The organism is Micromonospora sp. NPDC051924, assembly GCF_055586005.1.
Window position 1 is genome coordinate 40,831 of record NZ_JBVJJA010000036.1, and the last position, 26,328, is coordinate 67,158.

The 26,328-nt window shown below is 74.7% G+C and carries 26 protein-coding genes; 11 read left to right on the top strand and 15 right to left on the bottom strand.

All coding sequences use genetic code 11. The features are described 5' to 3' along the window. Positions 1-18: 18 nt before the first annotated feature. Positions 19-261 carry a mycoredoxin gene (locus tag ACZ6S5_RS25265; protein WP_466004272.1) on the top strand — a complete coding sequence of 81 codons (243 nt, stop codon included), beginning with the start codon at positions 19-21 and terminating at the stop codon, positions 259-261. 64 nt (positions 262-325) lie between these two features. Here the strand turns inward: ACZ6S5_RS25265 and ACZ6S5_RS25270 are convergent, their stop codons facing one another. Further along, a complete protein-coding gene (locus tag ACZ6S5_RS25270) occupies positions 326-529 on the bottom strand; it encodes a hypothetical protein (RefSeq protein ID WP_466004273.1) in 204 nt (67 codons plus the stop codon). A gap of 205 nt (positions 530-734) precedes the next feature. Between ACZ6S5_RS25270 and ACZ6S5_RS25275 the strand changes: the two genes are divergently transcribed. The 3 genes from ACZ6S5_RS25275 (at position 735) to ACZ6S5_RS25285 (ending at position 2,508) form a co-directional block, all read left to right on the top strand. After that, the gene (locus tag ACZ6S5_RS25275; protein WP_466004274.1) at positions 735-1,712 is read left to right on the top strand and encodes a helix-turn-helix domain-containing protein; all 978 of its coding nucleotides are present in this window, start codon (positions 735-737) and stop codon (positions 1,710-1,712) included. A gap of 74 nt (positions 1,713-1,786) precedes the next feature. Next, a complete protein-coding gene (locus ACZ6S5_RS25280) occupies positions 1,787-2,026 on the top strand; it encodes a DUF397 domain-containing protein (protein WP_466004276.1) in 240 nt (79 codons plus the stop codon). A 212-nt stretch (positions 2,027-2,238) separates the two neighbouring features. Beyond that, entirely contained in the window at positions 2,239-2,508 is a 270-nt protein-coding gene (locus ACZ6S5_RS25285; RefSeq protein ID WP_466004277.1) for a hypothetical protein, read from the top strand. 211 nt (positions 2,509-2,719) lie between these two features. On the opposite strand, the gene nudC is transcribed toward ACZ6S5_RS25285, so the two are convergent. Genes nudC through ACZ6S5_RS25300 form a run of 3 tightly spaced genes read right to left on the bottom strand, consistent with a single transcriptional unit; the run spans position 2,720 to position 6,414 of the window. After that, positions 2,720-3,673, bottom strand: a complete 954-nt coding sequence (nudC, locus tag ACZ6S5_RS25290) for an NAD(+) diphosphatase (protein WP_466004279.1) — start codon at positions 3,671-3,673, stop codon at positions 2,720-2,722. 37 nt (positions 3,674-3,710) lie between these two features. Beyond that, complete coding sequence (locus tag ACZ6S5_RS25295) at positions 3,711-5,048, bottom strand: M16 family metallopeptidase (RefSeq protein WP_466004281.1); 1,338 nt, start codon at positions 5,046-5,048, stop codon at positions 3,711-3,713. Between the two features lie 55 nt (positions 5,049-5,103). Further along, positions 5,104-6,414 carry a M16 family metallopeptidase gene (locus ACZ6S5_RS25300; RefSeq protein WP_466004282.1) on the bottom strand — a complete coding sequence of 437 codons (1,311 nt, stop codon included), beginning with the start codon at positions 6,412-6,414 and terminating at the stop codon, positions 5,104-5,106. A 229-nt stretch (positions 6,415-6,643) separates the two neighbouring features. On the opposite strand from ACZ6S5_RS25300, the gene ACZ6S5_RS25305 reads away from it, so the two are divergent. Genes ACZ6S5_RS25305 through ACZ6S5_RS25320 form a run of 4 tightly spaced genes read left to right on the top strand, consistent with a single transcriptional unit; the run spans position 6,644 to position 9,806 of the window. Then, positions 6,644-7,705 (top strand): ABC transporter substrate-binding protein, encoded by a 1,062-nt coding sequence (locus tag ACZ6S5_RS25305; protein WP_466004283.1) that lies wholly within the window; start codon positions 6,644-6,646, stop codon positions 7,703-7,705. Beyond that, the gene (locus tag ACZ6S5_RS25310) at positions 7,702-8,481 is read left to right on the top strand and encodes an ABC transporter ATP-binding protein (protein ID WP_466004285.1); all 780 of its coding nucleotides are present in this window, start codon (positions 7,702-7,704) and stop codon (positions 8,479-8,481) included. The genes ACZ6S5_RS25305 and ACZ6S5_RS25310 overlap by 4 nt, the downstream gene beginning before the upstream one ends. Further along, on the top strand, positions 8,471-9,355 hold the full coding sequence (locus ACZ6S5_RS25315; protein ID WP_466004287.1) for an ABC transporter permease: 885 nt from the start codon (positions 8,471-8,473) through the stop codon (positions 9,353-9,355). Before ACZ6S5_RS25310 ends, ACZ6S5_RS25315 begins: the two co-directional genes overlap by 11 nt. A gap of 4 nt (positions 9,356-9,359) precedes the next feature. Beyond that, complete coding sequence (locus ACZ6S5_RS25320) at positions 9,360-9,806, top strand: RrF2 family transcriptional regulator (RefSeq protein WP_466004289.1); 447 nt, start codon at positions 9,360-9,362, stop codon at positions 9,804-9,806. A 26-nt stretch (positions 9,807-9,832) separates the two neighbouring features. Here the strand turns inward: ACZ6S5_RS25320 and ACZ6S5_RS25325 are convergent, their stop codons facing one another. From ACZ6S5_RS25325 to ACZ6S5_RS25355, 7 genes are all read right to left on the bottom strand, one after another. After that, positions 9,833-10,030 carry a hypothetical protein gene (locus ACZ6S5_RS25325; protein WP_466004291.1) on the bottom strand — a complete coding sequence of 66 codons (198 nt, stop codon included), beginning with the start codon at positions 10,028-10,030 and terminating at the stop codon, positions 9,833-9,835. Between the two features lie 135 nt (positions 10,031-10,165). Further along, on the bottom strand, positions 10,166-11,428 hold the full coding sequence (locus tag ACZ6S5_RS25330; protein WP_466004293.1) for a DEAD/DEAH box helicase: 1,263 nt from the start codon (positions 11,426-11,428) through the stop codon (positions 10,166-10,168). 221 nt (positions 11,429-11,649) lie between these two features. Next, positions 11,650-11,853, bottom strand: a complete 204-nt coding sequence (gene cspE / locus ACZ6S5_RS25335) for a transcription antiterminator/RNA stability regulator CspE (RefSeq protein WP_007464836.1) — start codon at positions 11,851-11,853, stop codon at positions 11,650-11,652. A 203-nt stretch (positions 11,854-12,056) separates the two neighbouring features. Then, positions 12,057-15,521, bottom strand: coding sequence for an ATP-dependent helicase (locus ACZ6S5_RS25340; RefSeq protein ID WP_466004294.1), 3,465 nt, complete (start codon positions 15,519-15,521; stop codon positions 12,057-12,059). After that, positions 15,518-19,186 (bottom strand): ATP-dependent helicase, encoded by a 3,669-nt coding sequence (locus ACZ6S5_RS25345; protein ID WP_466004328.1) that lies wholly within the window; start codon positions 19,184-19,186, stop codon positions 15,518-15,520. Before ACZ6S5_RS25345 ends, ACZ6S5_RS25340 begins: the two co-directional genes overlap by 4 nt. A 147-nt stretch (positions 19,187-19,333) precedes the next feature. Continuing rightward, the gene (locus ACZ6S5_RS25350) at positions 19,334-19,879 is read right to left on the bottom strand and encodes an LOG family protein (protein WP_466004296.1); all 546 of its coding nucleotides are present in this window, start codon (positions 19,877-19,879) and stop codon (positions 19,334-19,336) included. A 3-nt stretch (positions 19,880-19,882) separates the two neighbouring features. After that, entirely contained in the window at positions 19,883-20,761 is an 879-nt protein-coding gene (locus ACZ6S5_RS25355; protein ID WP_466004298.1) for an LOG family protein, read from the bottom strand. A 156-nt stretch (positions 20,762-20,917) separates the two neighbouring features. Here ACZ6S5_RS25355 and ACZ6S5_RS25360 point away from each other — a divergent pair, with 156 nt between their 5' ends. Then, positions 20,918-21,079 carry a hypothetical protein gene (locus ACZ6S5_RS25360; RefSeq protein ID WP_466004300.1) on the top strand — a complete coding sequence of 54 codons (162 nt, stop codon included), beginning with the start codon at positions 20,918-20,920 and terminating at the stop codon, positions 21,077-21,079. Between the two features lie 65 nt (positions 21,080-21,144). On the opposite strand, the gene dapE is transcribed toward ACZ6S5_RS25360, so the two are convergent. Then, positions 21,145-22,218 carry a succinyl-diaminopimelate desuccinylase gene (dapE, locus tag ACZ6S5_RS25365; RefSeq protein ID WP_466004302.1) on the bottom strand — a complete coding sequence of 358 codons (1,074 nt, stop codon included), beginning with the start codon at positions 22,216-22,218 and terminating at the stop codon, positions 21,145-21,147. Positions 22,219-22,242: 24 nt separating this feature from the next. On the opposite strand from dapE, the gene dapD reads away from it, so the two are divergent. Together dapD and ACZ6S5_RS25375 are read left to right on the top strand one after the other, a co-directional pair. Continuing rightward, complete coding sequence (gene dapD, locus ACZ6S5_RS25370; RefSeq protein WP_466004304.1) at positions 22,243-23,202, top strand: 2,3,4,5-tetrahydropyridine-2,6-dicarboxylate N-succinyltransferase; 960 nt, start codon at positions 22,243-22,245, stop codon at positions 23,200-23,202. A gap of 123 nt (positions 23,203-23,325) precedes the next feature. Then, positions 23,326-23,892, top strand: a complete 567-nt coding sequence (locus ACZ6S5_RS25375; protein ID WP_466004305.1) for a sugar O-acetyltransferase — start codon at positions 23,326-23,328, stop codon at positions 23,890-23,892. A 15-nt stretch (positions 23,893-23,907) separates the two neighbouring features. Here the strand turns inward: ACZ6S5_RS25375 and ACZ6S5_RS25380 are convergent, their stop codons facing one another. From ACZ6S5_RS25380 to ACZ6S5_RS25390, 3 genes are read right to left on the bottom strand one after another with little or no spacing between them, the layout of a single operon-like run. Beyond that, positions 23,908-24,555 (bottom strand): nucleoside/nucleotide kinase family protein, encoded by a 648-nt coding sequence (locus ACZ6S5_RS25380; RefSeq protein ID WP_466004307.1) that lies wholly within the window; start codon positions 24,553-24,555, stop codon positions 23,908-23,910. Then, positions 24,555-25,202, bottom strand: a complete 648-nt coding sequence (locus ACZ6S5_RS25385; RefSeq protein ID WP_466004308.1) for an SIMPL domain-containing protein — start codon at positions 25,200-25,202, stop codon at positions 24,555-24,557. The genes ACZ6S5_RS25380 and ACZ6S5_RS25385 overlap by 1 nt, the downstream gene beginning before the upstream one ends. A gap of 57 nt (positions 25,203-25,259) precedes the next feature. After that, complete coding sequence (locus ACZ6S5_RS25390) at positions 25,260-26,321, bottom strand: prephenate dehydrogenase (protein WP_466004310.1); 1,062 nt, start codon at positions 26,319-26,321, stop codon at positions 25,260-25,262. Positions 26,322-26,328 lie beyond the last annotated feature (7 nt).

The following is a 26,328-nucleotide window of genomic DNA, read 5'->3' on the forward strand; positions in this document are numbered from 1 at the left end:
CCCTTGGAGGACCTGACCATGTTGACGATGTATTCCACCCCGTGGTGCGGCTACTGCCACCGGCTGAAGTCGCAGCTGGACCGGGAGGGCATCGCGTACGAGGTGGTCGACATCGAGCAGAACCCGCAGGCCGCGGAGTTCGTGATGAGCGTCAACGGCGGCAACCAGACCGTGCCGACCCTGCGTTTCGCCGACGGCAGCGCCCTCACCAACCCCTCGATCACCCAGGTCAAGCAGCACCTCGCCGCCCTCCCCCGCTGACCCACCCCGTACCCCCGACGCGGGCCCCCCTCCCCTGGGCGCCCCGCTTTCGTTGATCATGAAGTCAGTGGCCCCGGCGGCGGGTCGCGGCGACGACCTCGTGATCGACGGCGGCCGGCGGGCGGCGGGGGGCCGGTATGCGGGCCAGCGCGGGCGTCGGTGGGGTGAGGCGGCGGCCGTGCCAGAGGTAGAGGCCGGCGGCGGTGATGGTCACCCCGACGAGGGCGAAGAGCAGGCGGAAGTCGGGGCGGCGCAGGACGGTGCGCATCGGGTTCCCTCCCGAGGGGACGGGCACCCCGGCCCCGGACCCTCGTCCGGTGCCGCGGGGCACCCCTCCACAGTCCTCTTTTTGTCTCGTGACACGCCCCCGCCGGAACCTCCGTCGCCGGCCTCGCCGTCCATACTGACCGTGGGGGGCGAATTTCATACAGTTACCGTCGCGCCCCGCGACGGTCGACGGAGAAGAGGACACCGTGCCTCCTACCGCACCAGGCCCGATCCTGCGCCGACGCAGGCTCGGCACTGAACTGCGCCGGTTGCGCGAGCGGGCCGGGCTCACCGGGGACCAGGTCATCGAACGGATCGGCTGGGCCTCCGCGTCCAAGCTGTCGCGCCTGGAGAACGGGCGCAGCCGCCCCGACCCCGACGACGTGGGCGTCCTGCTCGACCTCTTCGGCGCCGGCGACGAGCAGCGCGCGGAGCTGCTGGCCATCACGCACGAGGCCGGTGACATGCGCGGCTGGCTGCGCAACTTCCCGGTCATGACCGAGCAGCAGCGTGCCTTCGCCGAGCTCGAGGCGGGCTGCTCGGAGATCTCGGAGTACAACCCGGTGCTGGTGCCGGGGCTGCTCCAGACTCCCGGGTACGCCCGGCACCGGATCATCTCCGCCGCCCGGGTGGCGGAGCAGGCCGGCGACCCGGAGGGCGGCGAGGATCCGGAGAACGAGGTACGCGCCCGCCAGGCCCGCCAGTCCCTGCTGACCCGCCCGGACGCGCCCCGCTACACGGCGGTGCTGGAGGAGGCGGCGCTCGGCCGGCGGGCCGGCCCGCCGGCCGTGCTGCACGACCAGCTCATCCACCTGTGCGAGCTGGCCATGCTGCCGAACGTCACGCTGCACCTGCTGCTGCGGGACACCCGGGTCGGCGACTGGTACCTGCCGCCGACCGCCTTCTCGGTCTACCGGTTCGCCGACCCCCTCGATCCGGAGACGCTCGCCATCGAAGGTGGGTTCACCGACGTCATGTCGACCGAGGTAAACACCCTAAATCGCTATAAAGTGGTTTTCGAGTGGCTCTGCTCGGCGGCGCTCTCCGCATCGGACACCCTCTCCTGGCTCATCGAGGCGACGGGACGGCCCGAGACGGCGGTCGAGTCCACAGTGGCGTACGGACCGGCGGCGGCGCCGGCCCAGCGCCGCCGCGACTCGGGGCGTCTGACCACGGACCGGTGATCCACGCGGGACCGCCGGTCCGGCCCGCGGCGTCACTCGTCCCCATCGGAGCACTCCAGACCAGGAGCAGAACCATGAACGAGATCCACAACAGCTCGTCCGACCTCGCGCAGCAGCTCGCCGGCGCCGCCTGGCGCAAGAGCATCCGGAGCCAGACCTCGAACTGTGTGGAGGTCGCGCCCCTGCGTACCGGGCCGGCGGCGGTGGCGCTCCGGGACAGCAAGGACCGGGGCGGACCGGTCCTGCTGTTCAACCGGGCCGGATGGCTGGGCTTCATCGCCGGCGCGAAGAACGGGCAGTTCGATCTGAACTGATCAGGCCAACCTCGGGGCCGTCGGCATCGGGCCGGCGGCCCCTTCGCGTGTCCACCCCCGGCAACCGTGCTGACCTGGGCTCCCCCGATCGGTCTACGACCGCGAACAATCGTCGAGTTTCACTTGCTGGGACAACTCCCGGGCGTAACATGTCGAAAAAGTGACGTGGAAGTTCCAGCGCGTATCCGTCCGTCCGTACCCGGGGGACACCCATGCGGTTCCTGATCGTCCGCACCGAGATCCGTGCCGTCGCCGAGACCGACATCGCCGCCGCGTGGGCGGGCGGTGGCCGGCTGCGGGACGAGACCACCGCGCCGGAGCCACGCCGCCAGGTCGTCCACGCCGAGGACCGGGAGGCCGCGCTGCTGCTCGCCCGGGCGCTGGCGTCGGTGGGCGCCGTCCGCTGCGGCCGGCACCGGGTCAAGGTGCTCCCGATCGCGGACCCCGACCCGACGTACCCGTACTGCTGGGGCGGCAGTTGACCCGCCGCTGACGTCCGTCGTGGTCGGACCCGGCTCCCCCGCCGCGTTCCTCGCCTCACCCGGCCACGGCGGCCCGTGTTCCCGGCCCGTGACCGCCGCGGCAACGACGGTCACGGGCCGGGGCCGCGTTCCGACTCCGGCCCGGGCTGCCCGTCGTTCACCGCTGACCCGCCGGCCCCGCCAGATCGGCGAGGTGGCGAGGTGCGGCGGGTCAGCGGTGGGCGTCGAGCCAGCGGTGGACCAGGAACAGGGCGATCGAGGAGGGCGGTGGCAGCACCAGCCGGTCGCCGCCGTCCACCGTGACCGGCTCCCCGGCCAGCGCGGCGCCGATCTCCCGGCGGGTGAACCAGCGGGCGTGCGCGATCTCGGCGGGGTCGACCCGGATCGGTTCGTCGGCGTCGGCGCGGGCCAGGAAGCCGAGCATCAACGAGCCCGGGAACGGCCAGGACTGGCTCCCGGCGTACGCGATCTCGTCGACCCCGACGCCGACCTCCTCGCGGACCTCGCGGAGCACCGCGGCCTCGGCGGACTCCCCCGGCTCGACGTAGCCGGCCAGGCAGGAATAGCGGCGCTGCCCCGGGCTGCGCGCCCAGGTGGCGTTGTTGCCGAGCAGGCAGCGGCCGTCCGGGCCGGCGACCCCGTCGTGGATCAGCACGATCATCGCCGGATCGGTACGCGGCCACATCCGGTCGCCCATCGCGTCGACCCGGGACCAGCCCGCCTCGTCGGCCTGCGTGGCGTGCCCGCTCGCCGCCGAGTACCGGTGCCGCAGGTGCCAGTTCATCAGGGCCAGCGCGGTGGTGAAGATGCCCGCGTCCCGGTCGACCAGCAGATGGCCCACCTCGCGCAGGTTGGCCGGCCGGGTGCCGGGCAACTCCGGCAGGGGCCCGTCCACCGCGAAGACCGGTACGCCGTCCGGCTCGATGCCGAGGAACATCGGCACCGAGCGGGGCACCTCGGGCAGCTCGCCGGAACCGATCAGCACCAGCTCCGGCCGGGCCGACCGCTCCGGGCCGCGGACCAGCGCCCGGCCGTCGTCGGTCGAGTCGAGCACCAGCACCCGGGCCCGCTCCCACGCCGCGGCGAGCCAGTCCGGGTCGGTACGCCGGTGCGCCGCCCGGTCCAGCGTGGCGCGGGCCAGCGGCGGGGCGCCTTCGCCGGTCACGGCGCCGCCACGCTGCTGAGCCGGACGGTTCGCCCGCTCACGCCGACTCCGTCCGGACCGGGGCCAGCGCGGCGAGCGGGCCGGAGACCCGCTCGGCGTCACCGAGCACCACGGTGACCGCCTTCGCCGGGGCGAGGTAGCGGGCACCCGCCTCGGCCACGTCGTCCACGGTCGCCTTCGCCAGCCGGGCGGCGTGCTCGGCGAGGAAGTCCAGGCGTAGCCCGTTGCCGGCGTACGCGCTGGTCAGCGAGGCCAGGCCGGCCTGGGTGGACATGCCGAGCTGGAGCGTGCCGAGGGCGTACTGGCGGGCCTGCTCCAGCTCGTCCGGCTTCGGCGGCAGAGCGGCCAGGCGGCCCAGCTCGTACATGGTCTCCAGCAGCGCCGGGGCGGTCACCTCGGTGGCCACCTCGGCGGCGGCGACCAGCACCGACCCGGCGACCGAGTGCTCGACCAGCGAGTGCGGCCCGTACGTGTAGCCCTTGTCCTCCCGGATGTTCTCCACCCAGCGGGAGGAGAAGTAGCCGCCGAAGACCAGGTTGGCCAGTTGCAACGCGGCATGGTCGGGGTGGGTGCGGGGCACCGCGGGCAGCGCGATCCGCAACGAGGACTGCACCGAGCCGGGCCGGTCGACCAGCAGCAGCGGACCGGGCTCCAGCGGCGGCGCGGGCGGCAGCTCGGCCACGTGCCCGTCCCCGTTCCAGCCCGACAGCGCCCGCTCCGCGGCGTCCAGGGCGCGCTCCGGCTGCACGTCGCCGACCAGCACCAGTACCGCGCCGGCCGGGTGCACCCGCTCGGCGTGCAGCTTGCGCAGGGCGGGCGGCTTGACGGCGCGGACCTGCTCCGGCTCCGGGGTCTGGACCGCGTACGGGTGCCGGCCGTAGATCCGCTTGAGCAGCGCGGTCCGGGCCAGGTGCGCGGGCTGGCTCTGGGCGACCTGGATCCGGTCGACCAGCCGGTCCCGCTCGGTCTCCACCCAGTCGGCCGGGTAGGCGGCCCCGGTCAGCACGTCGGCGAGGATCTCCAGCATCCGGTCCAGGCCGGTGACCAGGCCGGCGCCGGAGAGCATCAGCCGGTCCGGGTCGACGCCGGCGGACAGGCCGCCGCCGACCTTCTGCAGCTCGGCGGCGATCTCGGTGGCGGTCATCGTCGCCGTGCCGGAGAGCATGGTCTGCGCCAGCATCGCACCCCGGGCGATGTGGGTCCGCCCGAACGGCATCCAGAGCCGCAGCTCGACCAGGGGCACGGCGGGCCGGCGTACGGCGATCACGGTGAGCCCGTTGCCGAGCGTGCGCTCGGCCTGCCCGGGCAGCTTGAGCCGGCGGTTCGGCCCGAGCGGCGGCAGCGGCCGGGTCCCGGTCTCCACGGTTGCCGTCACCGACCCTCCTCCGTTCGCGACTGCGGGGCTCGCAAACCCGACTCACTCCTCGCGCTCACCGGACACCTCCGGCAATGACCTCGATGGACGCGCGGCGCTCCGGCCGCAGGGCGGCGGCGGCGGCGCGGACCTGCTCCTCGGTCACCTCGCCGACCAGCCGGGGCAGCTCGTTGAGCAGTCCCGGCTCGCCGCGTTGCTGTTCGAGGACAGCCATCCGCAACGCTCGGCCGAGCACCGCGTCGGTGTCCCGCAGCAGGTGGGTGGCCATCCGCGCCTGGGTGCGGGCCAGCTCCCCGTCGGTCAGGCCGTCGGTGGCCAGCCGGTCGAGCTCCTCGTCGACGGTACGCAGCACCTTGTCCACGTCGCCGCCGGGCGGCAGGTGGGACTGGAGCAGCAGGGCGGTGGGGTCACGGACGTCGAACGGGTCGCCCATGAAGCCGAGGTAGCCGCCGACGCTGGTGACCGACCGGTCCCGCTGGACCAGCCGCTCGACCAGCCGGGAGGCGTCCCCGTCGGTGAGCACCTCGGCGAGCACCACGTACGGCAGGTAGCCGGTGAAGTCGGTGACCGGGTCGGGCACCCGCCAGGCGCTGGCCACCGCCGGCAGCGGGGCCAGCTGGTCGGTGTACGAGGCGCGCCGCTCGGCGGTCAGGCCGGGCTCGGCGAAGTCGGGCCGCTCCGGGGCGGGGCGGGCCGGCACGTCCCCGAAGTGCCGCTCGATCAGCGCGGTCGCCTCGGCCACGTCGATGTCGCCGCTCACCGCGAGGACCGCGTTGCCGCTGGCGTAGTAGCGGCGGAAGAAGTCGGCGGCGTCGGCGACGGTCGCCGACTCCAGGTCGTCGAAGGAGCCGTAGCCGTCGTGGGCGTTGGGGAAGGTGTCGAACATGACCGGCGGCAGGGTCAGCCAGGGGAACCCGCCGTACGGCCGATTGAGCACGTTGACCCGGATCTCCTCCTTGACCACGTCGACCTGGTTGCGCAGGTTCTCCTCGGTCAGCCGGGGGCCGCGCATCCGGTCGGCCTCCAGGAAGAGCGCCCGCTCCAGGGCGTTGCTCGGCAGGGTCTCGAAGTAGTCGGTGTAGTCCAGGTGGGTGGAGCCGTTGAAGGTGCCGCCGGCCCCCTGGACGTGCCGGAAGTGGGCCAGCTTCTCCAGGTTCTCCGAGCCCTGGAACATCAGGTGCTCGAAGAGGTGGGCGAAGCCGGTACGCCCCTCCGGCTCGGACCGGATGCCGACGTCGTAGACCACCGCCACCCCGATCACCGGGGCGCTGCGGTCGGGGGTGAGCACCACCCGCAGGCCGTTGCCGAGCGTGAACCGCTCGACCGGGTACTTCGTCGCTGGAATTCTCGCTCTCCGCGTCGGCACGTGATCGACCCTAACGCGTCCGCACGGCCCGCACCCGTGGTGTGGCGCGGCACTCCCGGCGGCCCTCGTCCGGGTGGGCCGAGCGGCCCCGCTTACTCCACCGAACAGGTGGGAATTGCCGTGAATACCCGGCCGGCCGTTCCGGATCGTGGATGGGGGTTGACGCCGCTCCGCGCCTGCCCCACTCTTCCTACCAACTAAGTAGGAATACTGTGGATTGGACATCACGATGAGACGGCTCCCCTTCCGTCGGCTGGTCTCCCTCGCCACCCTCGCCGTGGTCGGCGCGGCCACCCTGGGCGGCACGGCGGCCTGCGGCGACGACACCGACGCCGCCGGCACGTCCGGTCCGGTGACGCTGCGCCTCGGCTACTTCCCGAACATCACCCACGCGCCGGCCGTCGTCGGCGTGGAGAAGGGCATCTTCGCCGAGAAGCTCGGCAGCGGCGTCAAGCTGGAGACGAAGACCTTCAACGCCGGCCCGGCCGCCATCGAGGCGGTCTTCTCCGGCGCGCTCGACGCCACGTACATCGGCCCGAATCCGACCGTGAACGCCTTCTCCAAGTCCAAGGGCGAGGCGGTCCGGGTCGTCTCCGGGGCCGCCTCCGGCGGTGTCGCGCTGGTGGTCAAGCCGGAGATTATCGCGGTGGAGCAGCTGCGCGGCAAGAAGATCGCCACGCCGCAGCTCGGCAACACCCAGGACGTCGCGCTGCGCTACTGGCTCAAGGAGAAGGGCCTGCAGACCACCAAGGAGGGCGGCGGCGACGTGAAGGTCGTCCCGCAGGAGAACGCGCAGACGGTGGAGACCTTCGGCAGCGGCGCGATCGACGGCGCCTGGGTGCCCGAGCCGTTCGTCTCCCGCCTGCTCAACACCGGCGGCAAGATCCTCGTCGACGAGCGCGACCTCTGGCCGGACAGGAAGTTCGTGATCACCAACCTGCTGGTCAGCACCAAGTTCCTCAAGGCCCACCCGGACGTGGTGAAGAAGCTGGTCGAGGGGCAGGTCGCGGCGAACGAGTTCGTGAACACCAGGCCCGACGAGGCGCAGCAGGCCATCTCGGACCACATCGGCAAGATCACCGGCAAGCCGCTGGACGTGAAGCTGATCAAGCAGGCCTGGCCGACCCTGGAGTTCACCAACGACCCGATCGCCTCCTCGCTGAAGACCGGCCTGGACCACGCGGTCGCCGTCGGGCTCACCCAGCCGGTCGACCTCAACGGTCTGTACGACCTGTCCTTCCTCAACGAGGTGCTCAAGGCGCAGGGCAAGCCCGAGGTCACCCAGCCGTGACGTCGACCACGACGACCCCGCGCAGAGCGACCGGCTCGGTCGCGCTGCGCGGCGTGACCAAGGTGTACGGCCAGGGCGGCAACAGCGTCCTCGCGCTGGACGGGGTCTCGCTGGACGTCGCACCCGGCGAGTTCGTCTGCCTGGTCGGCGCCTCCGGCTGCGGCAAGAGCACCCTGCTCAACCTGGTCGCCGGCCTGGACCGGGTCAGCGGCGGCGGGATCGAACTGGGCGACGGCGTCAACCCCGGCCTGATGTTCCAGGAGCCGGCGCTCTTCCCCTGGCTCACCGTCGAGGCCAACGTCGAGGTGCCGCTCAAGCTGCGCGGGCTGCCCCGGGCCGAGCGCCGGGCCCGGGTCGCCGAGCTGCTACGGACGGTCCACCTGGCCGACTTCGGCCGCAAGCGCCCGCACCAGCTCTCCGGCGGCATGCGCCAGCGGGTCGCGCTGGCCCGCACCCTGGCCCTGGACACCCCGGTGCTGCTGATGGACGAGCCGTTCGGCGCGCTCGACGCGATGACCCGGGACATCCTCCACGACGAGCTGGAACGGATCTGGTCCGAGCGGAAGCTGACCGTGCTCTTCGTGACGCACAACGTCCGGGAGGCGGCCCGGCTCGCCGACCGGATCATCCTGCTCTCCAGCCGGCCCGGCCGGATCATCTGGTCCACCCGGGTGGACGTGCCCCGACCCCGGCGGATCGACTCCCCGGAGATCGCGACCATCGCCGCCGAGGTCACCGACCGGCTGCGTACGGAGGTGGGCCGCCATGGCCAGTGACACGCTCGCCGGGTCCCCGCGTACCGACGCGGAGATCTCCGGACTGGACGCCCTGGAGATCGCCGGCCGGGAGAAGCCCCCGTCCCGGTTGCGTCGCGGCTGGTCCGCGCTCTGGCCCAAGCTCGCCGCGCTGGCCCTGGCCGTAGCCTGCTGGCAGGTCGTGGTCTGGAGCGGCTGGAAGGACCCGTGGGCGCTGCCCGGACCGGCGGTGGTCTTCGCCGACCTCGGCCACTACCTGGTCAGCTCGGCGCTCTGGGAGGGCCTGGCCACCACCGCACGCCGCGCCGCCGTCGGCTTCGCCGCCGCGGTCGCCGTCGGGCTGCTGCTCGGCCTGGCCGTGGCGCGGGTCAAGGTGCTCCGCGCCGCCCTCGGCTCGATGATCACGGCGTTGCAGACCATGCCGTCGATCGCCTGGTTCCCGCTGGCCATCCTGCTCTTCCAGCTCAGCGAGCAGGCCATCTTCTTCGTGGTGGTGCTCGGCGCGGCGCCCTCGGTGGCCAACGGCGTCATCCACGGCGTCGACTACGTGCCGCCACTGCTGGTGCGGGCCGGGCGCAACCTCGGCGCCCGCGGCCTCGACCTCTACCGGTACGTGATCGCGCCGGCCGCGCTGCCTGCCATCGTCGCCGGGCTCAAGCAGGGCTGGGCCTTCGCCTGGCGCAGCCTGATGGCCGGTGAGCTGCTGGTGGTCATCGCCACCCGGACCTCGATCGGCGCCCAGCTGACCTACGCCCGCGAACTGAGCGAGGCGCCCCGGCTGATGGCCATCATGATCGTCATCCTGGTGGTGGGGCTGCTCGTGGACGCCGCCTTCGGCGCGGCCGACAAGGCGATCCGCCGGCGGTGGGGCGTGCTGGACCAGGCCGGCAACTGACGCCGTGTACGTCTCCGCGCGCGCCGACTACGCCCTCCGGGCCATGCTCGCGGTCGCCGACGCGGCCGGGTCCCCCGGCTCCGGGGGACCCGGCGGCGACCTGGTCAAGGCCGCGAGCCTGGCCGAGAGCCAGGACATCCCGCTCAGCTTCCTCCAGGGCATCCTGCTCGACCTGCGCCGGGCCGGACTGCTGCACAGCGCCCGCGGCAACGAGGGCGGCTACGCCCTCACCCGCCACGCCGCCGAGATCACCGTCGGGGACGTGCTGCGCGCGGTCGGCGGGGCGCTCACCAGCGTCCGGGGTCTGCCCGCGGACCGGGCCGGCTACCACGGGGTGGCCACCGGGCTGCGCGACGTCTGGCTGGCGGTGGACGGCGCGATCGCCCTGGTCGTCGACCGGACCACGCTGGCCGAACTGCTGGTCCGGGAGGGTGGCACGACCATCGGCTGACCGGCCCGGGCGCCCCGCTTCCGGCGTCAACCGGTGGCGGCGCGGTGGGCTCCGGCCGAGCCGGTCGGCGCGTGCAGGCCGACCAGGCCGGCGGGTGCGGGGGCGCCGGGTGCCGGATGCCACGGCGCGAAGGCCGCGACCATGGCGAGCGCCAGCCCCGCCGCCGCGACCGCGAGCACCAGCAGCAGCTCACGCGTCGCCGCCGAGCCGACGTCGCCCGCCATGATCCCCCTCCCGCACGGCCGGCACACCCGACCTCATCTCCCCCGCCGCCAGCATCGCCAGCCCGGCGCGGAGAAACAGTCGGCAACCGGACCCACCCGTCGCTGATCCCCGACTCGGGAGTGCCGGCGGAGGGATCAGCGGCGGCGGGGGCGCCGGGAACGCGTGGGGCGGGGACCCGGCGAGGACGGCACGGGATGCGGCGGCGGCGCCACGGTCACCGGGACGCCGGACGGCTCACGGGCGCCGGTGAGCCGGCTCAGCTCCTCGTCGCCGGGACGTACCCGGGTGGTCCGGGGGTTGATCCCGGCGAGGTTCATCAGTCGGGACACGTCCTGACGCTGCTCGGGCAGGACCAGGGTGACCACCGTGCCGGACTCCCCCGCCCGGGCGGTCCGCCCACCCCGGTGCAGGTAGTCCTTCGCCTCGGTCGGCGGGTCGGCGTTGACCACCAGGTCGAGCCCGTCCACGTGGATGCCCCGGGCCGCCACGTCGGTGGCCACCAGCGCGGTGACCTGGCCGGTGCGGAACTGCTCCAGGATCCGGGTGCGCTGCGGCTGCGTCTTGCCACCGTGCAGGGCGGCGGCGCGTACGCCCTTGGCGAGCAGTTGGCGGGCCACCCGGTCGGCCCGGTGCTTGGTCGCGATGAACAGGAGGGTCCGCCCCTCGCGGGCGGCGATGTGGGCCAGCGCGGCCGGCTTGTCCGCCGCCTCCACGTGCAGCACGTGGTGGGTCATGGCGGTCACCGTGGCGGTGCCCGGGTCGACCGAGTGCGTGACCGGGTCGGTGAGGAAGCGACGGACCAGCTTGTCCACGCCCCCGTCCAGGGTGGCGGAGAAGAGCAGCCGCTGGCCGCCCGGAGCGACCTGCTCCAGCAGCCTGGTCACCTGCGGCAGGAAGCCCATGTCGGCCATCTGGTCGGCCTCGTCCAGCACGGTGATCGCCACCTGGTCCAGCCGGGCGTCACCCCGGTCGATCAGGTCGTGCAGCCGGCCGGGGGTGGCCACCAGCACCTCGGCGCCGGCGCGCAGCGCGTCCGCCTGCCGCCCGAGGGAGAGCCCGCCGACCACGGTGGCGCAGCGCAGCCCGAGCGCGCCGGCGTACGGGGCAAGGGCCGTGGTGACCTGCTGGGCCAGCTCCCGGGTGGGCACCAGCACCAGGGCGAGCGGTCGGCCGGGGCGGGCCCGGCGGCCGGCCGTGCGGTGCAGCAGCGGCAGGCCGAAGGCGAGCGTCTTGCCCGAGCCGGTCCGGCCGCGGCCGAGCACGTCCCGCCCGGCCAGCGAGTCGGGCAGGGTGGCCGCCTGGATCGGGAACGGTTCGGTGATGCCCTGCGCGGTCAGCTCGGCGACCAGCGCCGGGGCCAGGCCGGTGGCGGCGAAGGTGGGGATGGTCATGGTCATGCGGAAACGCCTTCCTCGACGCGGCACGTGTCGAGGAAGGGCGCCGGGGAGCGGCGCGTCACCGGCGGAACGACCCACCGGGAATCACAAGCACGAACCGAAAGGGTACGGGCCGGCCCGCCGCAGCGCGCCGCACCCGCTGTGAGCGGGTGGGTGGCGCGGCGGACCGGCCCGTCAGCGCGCCCGGAGGGCGCGATGGGTGTTACTGGGCGATCCGAGGATCAGAGCGGGCGGATGTTCTCCGCCTGCGGGCCCTTCTGGCCCTGGGTCACCTCGAACTCGACCCGCTGGTTCTCGTCCAGGCTCCGGTAGCCGGAGGACTGGATCGCCGAGAAGTGGGCGAAGACGTCGGCGCCGCCGCCGTCCGGGGTGATGAAGCCGAAGCCCTTGTCAGCGTTGAACCACTTGACGGTGCCAATAGCCATTTGTTTCGTCTCCTTGACGGAACGCTCGTCCCGCACCTGTTGCGGGCCGAAATTGAGTGCGTCGCGCGGAGGTGCGCGGTGCACCTGTCGCTGCTGGTCGCCCCGCCCGGAGAACTCCGGACACAACAAAGCGCGCCTGGGGCCACAATCCGCCAGGCGCACACAGAGTCTCTGGTAACCAAAACTGCAACGCGCCTAACCTATCACGAACTGTGCAACGCCGCGCCGTCCGTCGGAAATTCCGGCACGTCGGCCACCAGCGCGGTCAGCCCGTCGGCGTCGAGCAGGTCGGCGGGCCGGACGGTGGCCCCGTCCCGGACGTAGTGGAAGGCCGCCCCCACCCGCTCGACCGGCACGCCGGCCAGCTCGGCCCAGGCCAGCCGGTAGACGGCGAGCTGCACCGCCGCCGCCTCGGCCTCCCGCCCGGTGGGCTGCCGGCCGGTCTTCCAGTCGACCACGTCGTACCGGCCGCCGGGGCGGGCGAAGACGGCGTCCATCCGGCCGCGCACCACCACGCCGGCGAGCACCGTGGCGAACGGCACCTCCACCTCGACCGGCATCCGGTCGGCCCACTCGCTGGCCAGGAAGCGCTCCTGGAGTTCGGTGAGCGCCTCGTCCGGTGCGGCGTCGTCGTCCGCCGCACCAGGCAGCTCGTCCACATCCAGCAGCCGGTCGGCGCCGAAGCGCTGCTCCAGCCAGGTGTGGAAGGCGGTGCCCCGCCGGGCGTACGGGTTGGGCTCGCTCGGCATCGGCCGGCGCAGCGACCGGGCCAGGGCTGCCGGGTCGCGGCGCAGCGCCACCAGCTGGGTCACCGACAGGTGCCCGGGCAGCTCGACCTCGACCGCCTCCGCGCCGCGCAGCAGTTCGGCCCGCTCGGCGAGGAGCAGGTCGGCCTCCCGCCGCCAGCGCGCCACCTCCGGATCGTCAGCGGGCGAGGCGGTGCCGGCGGGTCCGGGGCCGCCCTCGCCGGCGGTCCTGAGGTCGACGGCCGCCGCGCCGGCGGCGAGGACGGCCTCCTCGCGGCGGGCCGCGTCGGGGTCGGCGAGGTAACGGCGGACCAGGGCGGCGGCCTCGGCGAGGGCCGGGCGGCGGGTGCCGAGCGGGTCGGCCGGCCACTCGGCCCGGAGCACCTGCTCGGTGGTCGGGTTGACCGCGTCCGGGGCCGGCTCGGGCGCCCACTCGTCGACCAGGTGCCCGTCGGCACCGTCCAGGCCGGCGTCGTGCACCTCGCGCAGGAACACCGAGGGGCCGCGAAACCTCTTCGTCCCCTCGCCCCACCAGTAGCCGGAGCAGAGCAGCAGCCGGCGGGGCCGGGTCGCCGCCACGTACGCCAGCCGGCGCTCCTCCCGCTCGTCGTGGGCCCGCCAGGCGTCGGTGAAGTCCTCCAGCGCCCGGGCCATCCCGCGCTGGTCCGCGACCCCGGCCAGGCCCAGCTCGGGCAGCCCGTCGGCGTCGCCGCGCAACGGGAACGGCAGCACACCCAGGCCGCCCAGCCAGTGGTCGGAGTTGCGGACCGGCCCCGGCCAGACCCCCCGGGTCAGCCCGGCGACCGCCACCACGTCCCACTCCAGCCCCTTGGCGGCGTGCGCGGTGAGGATCTGCACCGCGCCCTCCACCACCTCCACCTCGCCCGGGGTGAGGCCGCGCTCCTCGTCCTCGGCGGCCGCCAGGTAGGCGAGGAAACCGGCCAGCGTGGCCCCGGGCGTCTCACCGCTGAACCGGGCCGCCACGTCGCCGAGCGCGTCCAGGTGGCCGCGGGCCAGACCGGCGTCGCCGGTGCCGTCCCGGCCGGCCCGGACCGCCACCTCCACGTCCAGGCCGATGGTCCGCTCGATGTCCGCGATCAGCTCCGGCAGGGACTGGTCGAGCCGGTAGCGCAGCAGCGCCAACTCCATCCCGTACGCGCGCAGCCGGGCATACCCCTCCGCCGAGTACGCCTGCGCCGGCCCCAGGTCGGCCAGCGCCTCGACCAGGGTCGCCTCGTCCAGCGCGTCGACGGTGATCTCCGGCCCGTCCTCGCCGGCCAGCTCCCGGCGGCCCCGGGCGATGGCCTTCGCCCGCCGGTGCAGGGCGACCAGGTCCCGCGGCCCGATCCGCCAGCGCGCCCCGGTGAGCAGCCGCAGCAGCGCCGCCCCGTCCGTCGGGTCGGCGAGCACCCGTAGCGTGCAGACCACGTCCCGGACCTCGGGGGTGTCCAGCAGGCCGCCGAGCCCGACCACGTCGACCGGCAGACCCCGGGTGCGCAGCGCGGACTCGATCGCCGGGATCTGGCTGCGCAGCCGGACCAGCACGGCGGTCGTGGGACGCTGCGGCACCGGGATGTGCTCGGGCAGCGCGCCGGGCGTCCCGGCCGCGCCCCGCCAGGCCGCCAGCACGCCGTCCGCGATCCACTCGGCCTCGTCGGCGTACGTCTCCAGGAGCGCGCAGTGCACGGTGCCGGCGGCCCGGCCGCGCGGGCTGCGGTGCGGGATCGGCTCGCGGACGCTGAGCGCGGCGTGCAGCTCGGGCACCCGGGCGCCGGCCGCCCGCAGCGGCACCGAGAGCGCGTTGGCGACGCCGAGGATCTCCGGCCGGTTGCGCCAGCTCGTGGTGAGGCTCAGCACCTCGGCGGGGGTGCCGTCGGCGCGGGCGAACTCGGTGGGGAACCGGTCCAGCGTGCCGGCGCTGGCGCCGCGCCAGCCGTAGATGGACTGGCAGGGGTCGCCCACGGCGGTGACCGGGTGGCCGCCGCCGAAGAGCGCGTTGAGCAGCACGACCTGGGCGTGGCTGGTGTCCTGGTACTCGTCGAGCAGCACCACGCGGAAGCGGTCCCGCTCGATCACCCCGACGCCGGGGTGGTCCCGGGCCACCCGGGCGGCCCGGGCGAGCTGGTCGGCGAAGTCCATCGCCTCGAAGTCGTCCTTGCGCCGGGCGTAGGCGCGGACCAGGGGCAGCAGCTTGAGGCGGGTCCGCTGGAGCTGGAGCGCCTTCTTCACGTCCGCGTACAGCCGGCCGGGACGGGACTGCACGTCGGCGAAGAAGCGGCCGGTCCAGGCGGCCAAATCGTCCGGGTCGACCAGGTGCTCGTCCAGCTCCCCGGCCAGCGCCAGCACCGCGTCGGTGACGGTGGACGGCATCCGGTCCACCTCGGACATGTCCCCGTCGTAGTTGCGCACCAGCAGGTCGACGAGCTGCCAGCGGGACGCCTCGGTGAGCAGCCGGGTGGTCGGCTCGTACCCGGCGCGCAGCCCGTGCTCGGTGACGATCCGCCCGGCATACGAGTGGTAGGTGGAGACGGTCGGCTCGCCGGCCAGGGGGTCCTCGTGCGGATCCCGGCCCTGCCGCCCGAGCCGCCGGATGAGCTGGTCGAGCCGGGTACGCACCCGGTGCGCCAGCTCGCCGGCGGCCTTGCGGGTGAAGGTGAGGCCGAGCACCTGCTCGGGCCGGACGTACTGGTTGGCGACCAGCCAGACCACCCGGGCGGCCATCGTCTCGGTCTTGCCGGAGCCGGCGCCCGCGACCACCAGCAGTGGCTCGACCGGGGCCGCGATGATCGCCGCCTGCTCCCGGGTGGGCGCCGGCAGCCGCAGCAGCTTCGCCAGCTCGACCGGGGTGTAGCGGGGGCCGGCGTCGGCGGCGCGGGGCGCCGGGGTGACACCGGCGCTGAACAGTGTGGGCTGGGTCGTCACAGGTTCTCCGTGGGCGGCTCGACGACCTGGCGGCCCTGGCCGGACACCGGGCAGCTGGTGCGGACCGGGCAGACCCGGCACTTGGCGTTGGCGACCGCCGCGAAGGTGGCGGCGGCCATCGTGTCCGCGGTCCGCCGGACCAACGCGGTGGCCCAACCGGCCTCGGGCCCCTCCCCGGCGGCGGCCTGGGCCTGCTCCTTGGCGTCCTTCGCCCCGGTGCCGAGCTGCACCAACGCGGCGCCCCCGGACTCCTCGCCGAACTCGGCGAACGCCCCCGCCTCCACCGCCGCCTGGTACGCCCCGAGCTGCGGATGCTCGGCGACCTCCCGCTCGGTGACCGAGGTGGACTTACCGGTCTTCAGGTCGATCACCACGAGCCGGCCGTCCTCGTCGACCTCCAGCCGGTCCACCCGGCCGGTCAGCTCGATCGGCCGGGTCGGGTCGTCCAGCCGGACGGCGAACTCGTGCTCGATGGCGAGCAGCCGGCGCGGGTTGCCGGCGAGCCAGCGGAGCAGCTTGTCCACCATGGCCTCGGCGCGCTGCCGCTCGGGGCCGACCATCCAGCGGGCGGCCAGCTCGATCGCGTCGAACCGGGCGGCCACGTAGTCCAGCAGGGCGGTCCGGTCGACGCTGGCGTCCTCGGCCAGCATCGCGGCGGCGTGCACCAGGTTGCCGACGCCCTGCGCGGTGCTGGCCGGGCCGCTGCCGCCGTGCCGTTCCAGCAGCCAGCGCAGGCTGCACCGCAGCGCGCTCTCCATCGCCGACGGGGTGACCCGGACCGGCTCGCCCACCTCGACCAGCGGCCGGTCGTCGGAGAGGCCGCGCAGCCCCCACCAGTCGTCCGGGTGCGCGCCGGGCACCCCGGCGGCGGCCAGCCGGGCCAGCTCGGCCGCCGCCGCGCGCCGCCGGGTGACCGGCGCGGCCGGGTCGGTGACCGCGGTACGCAGCTCCGCGACCAACGCGGACAGGGTGAGCCCGCGCGGCGGCAGGGTGACCGGGAGTACGGCGGGCGCGGTGTCCGGCGGATCGTCGACGACCGGCACCGGCCCGTCCGACGTCACGGGAACGGTCAGCGCCGCGCCGTCACCCGGCCGGGCGGACCGCGCCGGCGTCCGCTTCCCGTCGCCGGCCGGACGCGGGTCCGGGTGAGCGTCGGTGGGGATGTGGCGGGCGCCCGGCCCGGCCCCGCCGGAACCGGTCGGGTTCGGCGTCGGGTCCGGACCGGCCGGCGCCGCCCCGCCCCCGCCCCCGCCCAGGGCCGGCGGCTCGGGGGCGGCCAACTCGTGCAGGAAGCGGCTGGGCTGCTCCTCGTGGTCGTCGCCGCCCACCGCCGCGGAGGCGACCGCGGTGACCAGCAGCCGGCGGCGGGCCCGGCTGACCGCCACGTGGAAGAGCCGACGCTCCTCGTCGAGCAGCGCCGAGGTCTGCCCGACCAGACTGGCCCGGACCCCGGCGCCGTCGGCCCGGCCGGCGAGCACGTCGACCAGCCGTTCCGAGCCGAGCAGGCTGCCACGCAGCCGCAGGTCCGGCCAGACACCTTCCTGCACCCCGGCGACCGCGACCAGGTCCCACTCCAGGCCCTTGGCGGCGTGCGCGGTGAGCAGGCGGACCGCCTCGCCCCGGTCGGCGCTCGCGGCGAGGGTGTCGGCGGGCAGGTCCTGGCCGAGCACGTGGTCGAGGAAGACCTCGGTACGCGCGCCCGGCAACCGGTCGGTGAACCGGGCCGCCGCGTCGAAGAGCACCAGTACGGCGTCCAGATCCCGGTCGGCCGCCTCGGCCCGCCAGCGCTGCGCGGTCTCGTGCTCGCCGGTCGCCGCCCGGCCCCGGGTGATCGCCCCGGCCCAGCGCTCGGCCAGACCGCTATCCCGCCACACCGCCCAGAGCACGTCCTCGGCGGTTGCGCCCGGGGCGGCGGCGGCCTGCCGCGCGGTCGCCAGCAGGCGGCCCACCGCCTGCGCCGGGGCCGCCCAGCGGCGCTCCACGGCGGCCAGCTCGGCCGGATCGCGCAGCGCCTCGACGATCAGCTCGCCGGAGGGGCGGCGGTCGCCGCCGGCCAGCGCGAGCGCGCGGAGCCCCTGGCGCAGCCGGCGTTCGGCGAGCGGGTCGGCGCCGCCCAGCGGCGAGTGCAGCAGCGCGACGGCCGCCTCCTCGTCCAGCCGGTCGGGTTCGAGGGCGCAGCGGAGCAGGAGCAGCAGCGGGGCCACCCCGGGCTGAAGGTGCAGCGGCAGGTCCTCGCCGTGCACCACGGTCGGCACGCCGGCGGTGTGCAGGGCCCGTTGCAGCGACGGCAGCTGCCGGCCGGTGGAGCGGACCAGCACCGCCATCCGGGACCAGGGCACCCCGTCGAGCAGGTGCGCCGCGCGCAGCGCGTGGGCCAGCCAGGCGGACTCGCTGGTGGCGGAGCGGAAGGTGCGTACCTCGACGGCGCCGGGTGGGGCGTCGGGCAGCGGGTGCAGCCGGCGGTGCGCCGCCGGGCCGCGCAGCCGGCGGGCCAGCCGGGCGGTCGCCGCCAGCAGCTCCGGCCCGGCCCGGTACGACGTGGTCAGCGTGACCTGCGCGGCCGGCGCCCCGGAGGCGGTCCGGAACCGGTGCGGGAAGGTGCTCACGCCGGCCGGGTCGGCGCCGCGGAAGGCGTACGTGGAGGAGTCCGGGTCGGCGAAGGCGACCAGGGACTTGCCGCCGCCGGCCAGCACCGCGAGCAGGTCGAGCTGGGCGGGGTCGGTGTCGGCGAGTTCGTCCACGTAGACGTGGGCCAGCCGGCGGCGCTCGGCCGCCAGCAACTCGGGGTCGTCGAGCAGCATGCCGGTGGCGGCCCGGACCAGCTCGGCCGGGTCGTACGCGATGGAGCCCCGGTTGCTGACGTCGCGCAGGGCGAGGACGGCGACGTACTCCCGGAGGAAGCGGGCGGCGGCCGGCCAGTCGGCGCGGCCCAGCTTCTCCCCCAGCCGGGCCAGCTCGACCGGGCCGACGCCCCGCTCGGCGGCCCGCATCAGCAGGTCACGGAGCTGCTGGGCGAAGGCCCGGGTACGCAGCGCGGGGCGCAGGTCCTCCGGCCAGCCGACCGGGTCGTCGCCCGGCTCCTCGCCGACCACGTCCAGCAGCTCGCGGATGATCAGGTCCTGCTCGGGACCGGTGAGCAGCCGGGGCGACGGTTCGCCCCGCTCGGCGGCGGCCCGGCGGAGGAGGCCGAAGGCGTACGCCGGGAAGGTGCGGACCAGCGGCTCGCGGACCACCCGGGCGGGCCGGGCCGCAGTGCTGCCGGCCGCCGACCCGTTCGTCCGGTGCCGGCCGGTGCCGGCGATCCGCGCCTCGATCCGGTGGCGCAGGTCGGTGGCGCCGCGCCGGCCGAAGGTGAGCACCAGGATGTGCTCCGGGTCGACGCCCTCGGCCACCCGGGCGGCGACCGCCTCGACCAGCGTGCTGGTCTTGCCGGTGCCCGGTCCGCCGACCACCAGCATCGACCCGTCGGTGTGCGCGACCACCTCGGCCTGCACCGGATCGGGCCGGTACGGCGGGTGCGCGTCATCGCCCGCCGACCCCCCGGATCGCGGCTCCGCACCGGCCGGCCCGTCGGACCGGCCACCCCCCTGCTGCCCCGCCCCGCCGGAGTGGCCGACCCCCGCCCCCACCCCACCGGACCGGCGCACCAACCGGTACGCCTCCATCACCGACATCCCACCACCCCGGTACGACAGCCGGAACACCCTGCCGCCCACGGCGCGCCCCAGCTCACGTCGATCATGAAGTTGACGGCACCAACGGAGATCGACTTCGCCGTCAACTTCATGATCAACCCCGTGGCGGCGGGTTGGTCAGGTGAGGTGGGTGTCGAGGAGGTCGAGGGCCGCCGGGACGGTGTCGGCGACGAGGAGGAGGTCCAGGCCGGCCGGCTTGAGGAAGTGGCGGTCGGCGAGGGTGTGCAGCCAGTCGAGCAGGGGGCGGTAGAAGCCGTCGGCGTCGACCAGCACCATCGGCTTGTCGTGCATGGCCAGGGTGGCGGTGGTCCACACCTCGAAGAGCTCGTCGAGGGTGCCGAGCCCGCCGGGCAGCGCCACGAACCCGTCCGACTTGTCGATCATCAGCGTCTTGCGGCTGGCCATCCCGTCGGTGACCAGCAGCTCGTCGGCGGCGAGGTCGGCGACCTCCAGGTCGACGAGCGCCTGCGGGATCACCCCGAGGGTGCGACCACCGGCGGCCCGTGCCCCGTCCGCCACCGCGCCCATCATCCCCACGCAGCCACCGCCGCTGACCAGCGTGTGCCCGCGCCGAGCCAGCTCCGCGCCGGCCTCGGTGGCCAGCTCCAGCCAGCGCTGGTCGAGGGTGCGGGAGGACGCGCAGAACACGCAGATCGCGGCCATGCCTCAGCGCTCCCCGACCCGTCGCGCCCCGGGACCCTCGGGGCCGGCGTCGGCGGCCGCCCGCTGGTCGGCGGCGACCCGGGCGACCGCCTCCTCGCGGATCGCCTCCTGCTCGGCGGAGAGCACCGCCTCGGCCTCCACGATGTGCCGGACCGCCTCGTCGACGTCGTCGGTGAGGCAGATCAGCTCCAGGTCGGTCGGACCGATCTTGCCGTCGGCGGCCATCGCCTCCCGCAGCCAGTCGAGCAGCCCACGCCAGTAGTCGACGCCCATCAGCACCACCGGGAAGCGGGTGACCTTGCCGGTCTGCACCAGCGTCAGCGCCTCGAAGAGCTCGTCCATGGTGCCGAAGCCGCCGGGCAGCACGACGAACGCCTGCGCGTACTTGACGAACATGGTCTTGCGGGCGAAGAAGTAGCGGAAGTCGATCGCCAGGTCGACCCAGTCGTTGAGGCCCTGCTCGAACGGCAGCTCGATGCCGAGGCCGACGGAGAGCCCGCCCGCCTCGCTGGCGCCCCGGTTGGCCGCCTCCATCACGCCCGGGCCGCCGCCGGTGATCACCGCGTAGCCGGCCCGGGCCAGCGCGCCGCCCAGCTCCTCGGCCATCCGGCACTCCGGGCTGTCCGGCTTGCTGCGGGCCGAGCCGAAGACGCTCACCGCGGGCGGCAGGTCGGCCAGGGTGTCGAAACCCTCGACGAACTCCGACAGGATGCGCAACGCCCGCCAGGCGTCCTTGGTCTTCCAGTCGCCCCTGCCCCGCGAGTCCAGCAGCCGCTGGTCGGCGGTGCTGGTGGGGATCGCCCGGTTGCGCAGGGTGACGGCACCGCGGTGCCGCTCCCCGCCCGGACCGCGGCCGGGCGGCCGCCCGTCGCTGTGGCTCATGCAGTCACCGTAGTGGAGGCACGGCGGGCGGGTGCGGCGGCGGGCGGGCCGACGAAATTCTTGACGATCTTGGGCAACTAATTCGGTCGCCCGTACGTCTTACTATTCACATACGGGGTATGCCCCGGCGCATTGCCTTCGGGGGAGGAGCAAGCGTTGATCAGCAACACCGAGATGGTCCGGATCCGCCGGCAGATGCAGCGGCGGATCCGCGACGTGGTGGCCGAGCGCCGCCGTGCCCGGATGATGGAAGCCCACCACACCGACCTCACCGGCGAGTCCACCGACACCGACGCCTCGCTGACGACGACCGTCTGACGGTCCGCCGGCACGGCTCCGGGGGGTCCGCGTCACCGACGCGGGCCCCCCGATCGCGTACGGGGTCAGGCCGAGGCGAGCCAGCGGTGCAGGGTGGCCGCACCGTCGCGGATCTTGGTCAGCTCGACGTGCTCGTCCTTGTGATGGGCCAGGTTGGGGTCGCCGGGGCCGAAGTTCAGCGCCGGGATGCCCATGGCCGCGAACCGGGCCACGTCCGTCCAGCCCAGCTTGCCGATCGGGGCTGCGCCGACCGCGCCCAGGAACTCCTGCGCCGGCGGGTTGTCCAGTCCCGGGGCCGCACCGGCCGCCGCGTCGGTGACCGCCAGATCGAACCCGGCGAAGACCTCGCGCAGGTGCGCCTCGGCCGCGGCCGGGTCACGGTCCGGCGCGTACCGGTAGTTGATCTCGATCTCGCAGTGGTCCGGGATGACGTTGCCGGCCACCCCGCCGGTGATCCGCACCGCGTTCAGGCCCTCGCGGTAGTCGCAGCCCTCGATGGTCACCCGGCGGGCCTCGTACGCGGTCAGCCGGCGCAGCACCTCGCCCGCGCCGTGGATGGCGTTCACCCCGTGCCAGGACCGGGCCGCGTGGGCCCGCTCGCCGTGCGTGGTGACGATCGCCCGCATGGTGCCCTGGCAGCCGGCCTCGACGATCCCGTACGTCGGCTCGAGCAGCACCGCGAAGTCGGCCTGGAGCCACTCGGGGTGCGCCTGGGAGACGAGGGTGAGGCCGTTGTACCGCGACTCGATCTCCTCGGCCTCGTAGAAGAAGTACGTGACGTCGTAGCGCGGTTCGGGCAGGGTCATGGCCAGGTGCAGCGCGAAGGCCACCCCGGACTTCATGTCGGAGGTGCCGCAGCCGTACATCAGGTCGCCGCGCATGGTCGACGGGAAGTTGTCGTTGAGCGGCACGGTGTCCAGGTGACCGGCGAGCACCACCCGCTGCGCCCGGCCCAGGTCGGTACGGGCCATCACGGTGTTGGAGTGCCGGAAGGTGGTCAGGTGCGGAACGCCCCGCAGCACGTCCTCGACACAGTCGGCGATCGCCTTCTCGTTCAGGGAGACGGACTCCATGTCGACCAGCGCGCGGGTGAGCGCCACCGGATCAGCCAAGACCTCGGGGGTCAGCGGGTTCTGCATGCTTCGCACGGTACCGTCAGCAGCGTGACGACCGCACAGTCTGCCTGGGGCATCGGCCTGGCCACGATCACCGCTGACGATCAGGTGCTGGACACCTGGTACCCGACCGGCAAGCTCGGCCTCGGCGAGTTGCCGCTGGTCCCCGGCGAGGACCAGGCCGACGTGCTCGACCTGCCGCCCGGCGCGATCGGCGAGCGGCCGCTGCCCGGCCTGCGTACGGTCCAGGTGGTCACCGTGATCGGCTCGCTCGACGACCCGATCAAGGACGCCCCCGACGCGTACCTGCGGCTGCACCTGCTCTCCCACCGCCTGGTGCGGCCCAACGAGCTCAACCTCGACGGCATCTTCGGCAAGCTGGCCAACGTCGCCTGGACCTCGGCCGGGCCGTGCCCGCCCGAGCGGGTGGACGAGTTGCGCGTCATCGAGCGGGCCGCCGGCCGCCACCTGGCCGTGTACGGGGTGGACAAGTTCCCCCGGATGACCGACTACGTGGTCCCCTCCGGCGTGCGGATCGCCGACGCGGACCGGGTCCGGCTCGGCGCCCACCTGGCCGCCGGCACCACCGTGATGCACGAGGGTTTCTGCAACTTCAACGCCGGCACGCTGGGCACCTCCATGGTCGAGGGCCGGATCGTGCAGGGCGTGGTGGTCGGCGACGGCTCCGACATCGGCGCGGGCGCCTCCATCATGGGCACCCTCTCCGGCGGCGGCACCGAGAAGGTCCGGATCGGCGAGCGGAGTCTGGTCGGCGCGAACGCGGGCATCGGCATCTCGCTCGGCGACGACTGCGTGGTGGAGGCCGGCTGCTACGTCACCGCGGGCTCCAAGGTGACCCTGCCGGACGGGCGGGTGGTCAAGGCCCGCGAGCTCTCCGGCGTGGACGGGCTGCTCTTCTGGCGCAACTCGGTGACCGGCGCGCTGGAGGCGAAGCCGCGGACCGGCCGGGGCATCGAGCTGAACGCGGCGCTGCACGCCAACGACTGACGCGGACCCGGTCGGGGCGTGGTGCCCCGGCCCGTCCGCCGCCCCGTCCGCGGCGGGGAGACCGCGGCAATCGGAAGTCGCCGAGCGGACAGATTCGCGGTCGATCCGGGGCATGATCTGCCGGTGACCTCCATGAAGGAACGCATGCTCGCGGGCGAGCTCTACCTCGCCGACGACCCCGAGATCATCGCCGACCTGGACCGGGCGGCCCGGCTCACCGAACGGTTCAACACCAGCTCCGCCGACGACCCCGACGGACGCCTCGCCGCGCTGCGCGAGCTGCTCGGCTCGGTGGGTGAGGGCGCCTGGGTCCGGCCGCCGTTCCACTGCGACTACGGCTGGCACACCCACCTCGGACCGCGCACCTTCGTCAACTTCAACGCGGTCTTCCTCGACGTCGCCCGGATCACCATCGGCGCCGACGTCCAGATCGGACCGAACGTCCAGCTCCTCACCGCCACCCACCCGGTCGAACCGGAGGCCCGGCGCGCCAAGTGGGAGGCGGCGAAACCGATCACCATCGGCGACAACGCCTGGCTCGGCGGCGGGGTCATCGTGCTGGCCGGGGTCACGGTCGGGGCGAACACGGTGGTCGGCGCCGGCGCGGTGGTGACCCGGGACCTGCCACCCAACGTGGTGGCGGTCGGTAACCCTGCCCGCCCGGTCCGTTCCCTGGAACAGGCCACCTGACCTGCTAGACCGACGTCACCCGGGCAGGGGGTCGGCTAGCCGGACCACCAGGTCGGCGTGCTCGGCGGTGCCGGCGACCCGGGCGGCGTTCGCCTCGTCGCTGCCCAGCGCCCAGGCACGCGCCTGCGCCGGAGTCTTCCCGTACGCCTCGTGCCGGGCGGTCAGCCGGCGCACCCGCAGCTCGGCGTCCAGGTCCAGGAACCAGACCTCGTGCACCAGCGTCCGGATCTCCTCCCACGGGTCGTCCCGCAGAAGGAGGTAGTTGCCCTCGGTCACCACGAGCCGCACCTCGGGCGGCACCTCGATCGCCCCCGCGACCGGCTCCTCCAGATCGCGGCGGAACAGCGGCGCCCACACCGAGGTCGGCTCCAGCCGCCGCAACCGGCGCAGCATGGAGACGAACCCGTTGACGTCGAAAGTGTCCGGCGCGCCCTTGCGCCCCTCCCGGCCCAGCCGGACCAGCTCCGCCTGGGCCAGGTGGAAGCCGTCCATCGGCACCAGCCGGGCGAGCGGTCCGACCTCGGCGACGATCCGCTCGGCCAGGGTGGACTTGCCCGCGCCCGGCGCGCCGGCGATGCCGAGCAACTGCCGCGGCCCGGCGTCGGCCAGGGCACGCGCCCGGGCCACCAGGTCGTCGAGGGAGAGCTCCAGGGCGGGCGGCATCAGCCGAGCACCGGCTCGCTGATGGTGAACCGGGCCTCGACCGCCGCCTGCACGGGCTGTGGCTGCGGATCCAGCTCCAGCTCGGGTGGGGCGGCGCCGGGAGCGCCCTTGCCGAACGCCGCCCGGGCCAGCATCGGCGGCGCGGCGGCCACGCCGGTGTCGGCCAGCTCCAGCAGGGCGGTCACCCGGGCACCGAGCGCCTCCGCGTACTCCCGGGCCCGGGCCAGCGCGTCGGCGATCGCGGCATGCCGCGCCTCCCGGTAGGCCGGGCTGTCCGGGCGCAGCGACCACCAGGGGCCGGCCACCTCGACCTGGTCCTGGTCGGCCAGGCGGAGCATCAGCTCGCCGAGCGCGGTGAAGTCGTGGACGGTCACCGTGGTGCTGACGGTGCCGTGGTAGGCCACCACCCGCTCGCCGGACCGCTTGGTCTCCGGCCAGACGCGCAGCTGGCCGGTCTCCCGCCGCTCCACGGCCGGGCCGGCCTCGTCGAGCAGCACCCGGACGGCAGCGGTCCGCTCGGCCAGCCGGGCCAGCGTCGCCTCCCGGTCGCGGTCCCGGGCGTTCGCGGTCACCGCGAACCGGGCCAGCTCGGGAGCCACCTCCCGGTACGCCTCGCCGCGTACCGCCACGACCGGTGCGTCCACCATGCCCCCAACCCTAGGCCATGGCTGGGCCCGGTCCGGGCGCGCTGCCGCTCGCCCCGCTCAGGCCGGATCGGGCGTACGCGGCAACTGCCCGGTGTACGTGACCGCGCCGCCGCTCGTCCGGCAGTCGGTGAGGTGGCCGCCGGCCGCCCCCAGCTGGCGCAGGTAGGCCAGCTCCCCCGCGTGCTCGACGGCGGCGGGGAACTCCCGCCGGTGGGCCTCGAAGGTCCGCTCCCCCAGCGTGGCGCGGGCGGCCCGCCCCTCGTCCAGCCGCGCGGTCAGCGTGGTGGCGTCACCGGCCCCCAGCGCGTCGGCCAACTCGTCGAGCACCGCCCGGACGGACGCCAGACCGGCGAGCACCCGCCCCCGGTTGCCGAGCAGCATGTTGGCGGTCCGCTGCGGCGGGCCGCCGGCCACCCGGGTGCCGTCGGTGAAGCTGCCCGCGGCGAGGGACAGCACGGCGTCGCGCAACGCCGACCGCTGCACCGCCCCGGCCAGCGCGCCCGCCAGCAGGTGCGGCACGTGCGAGCTGAGCGCGGCCGCCGCGTCGTGCTCCGGCGCGGACATCGGCACCACCCGGGCCCCGAACACCTCGATGAGCAGCGCCGCGAGCCGGCGGAACGCGGCCAGCCCGGTGGGGCCCGGGCAGAGCACCCAGGCCGCCCCGGCGAGCAGCCCGGGATCGGCCGCCGCCGGTCCGGCCCGGTCCGCGCCGGCCATCGGGTGGCCGGGGACGAAGCGGTGGCCCAGCCCCTGAGCGGTGGCGGCGGCGGCGACCTCGGCCTTCGTGCTGCCCACGTCGGTGAGCACGCAGTGCTCCGGGGTGGCGGCGGCGACCTGGGTCAGCAGGCTCGGCAGGGTGGGCAGCGGACCGCAGAGGAACACCACGTCCCGGCCGGTCACCGCCGCCTGGACGGCGTCCGGACAGGCGACGCCCCACCGGCGTACGTGCCCCCGGGTGGCCGGGTCCGGGTCCCATCCGGCCACGTCGAGCCCGGCGTCGCGCAGCCGCAGCAGCAGCGAGCCGCCGATCAGCCCGGTGCCGAGCACCGCGGCGCGGACGCCCGCCACCGGCGGGTCGACGGTGGACGGGCCGTCCCGTCCGGTCCCACCGTCGGTCACCGCCGCC